The sequence below is a fragment of the Brevundimonas sp. UBA5866 genome (assembly GCF_002432125.1).
Lineage (GTDB): Bacteria > Pseudomonadota > Alphaproteobacteria > Caulobacterales > Caulobacteraceae > Brevundimonas.
Map to the genome: position 1 here is coordinate 23,607 of NZ_DJFS01000068.1, position 488 is coordinate 24,094.

A 488-nucleotide genomic window follows, 5' to 3' on the forward strand; every position below is an offset into this window, starting at 1 on the left:
GGCCTTGCCGAAGGTGATGCGGGCGACGCCGGTTGTGCGGCCCGAGCAGGTTCCGGATCCGGCTGAGACCGGATGGCGGACCAGGGTTCTGCTGGGCGGGCGCGGGTCGGGCAAGACCTTTGCGGGCGGGTTTTGGATCAATGAGCTGGCGCGGCGCGGGGCGATGACATTCGCGCTGGTGGGGCCGGCGTTCCATGATGTGCGCGAAGTGATGATCGAGGGGCCTTCGGGACTGCGGGCGCTGGCGGGGCCGGACAACAGGCCGCGATGGGAGGCCAGTCGGCGGCGGCTGGTGTGGCCATCGGGGGCGGCGGCCTATGGGTTCTCTGCGGAGGACCCCGACAGTCTGCGCGGGCCGCAGTTCCATGCGGCGTGGGCGGACGAGTTCTGTGCGTGGCGCGAACCGGAAAAGGTGCTGAGCAATCTGCGCTTTGGGTTGCGGCTGGGGGATGATCCCAAGCTGGCGATCACGACGACGCCGAGGCCGG

1 protein-coding gene is annotated in these 488 nt (G+C 70.1%); it reads left to right on the plus strand.

Annotation, left to right across the window (positions count from 1 at the left end):
- Positions 1–488 (plus strand): terminase large subunit domain-containing protein (locus B3H86_RS07500; protein ID WP_414632841.1); only part of this gene is annotated, 488 nt, incomplete at both ends.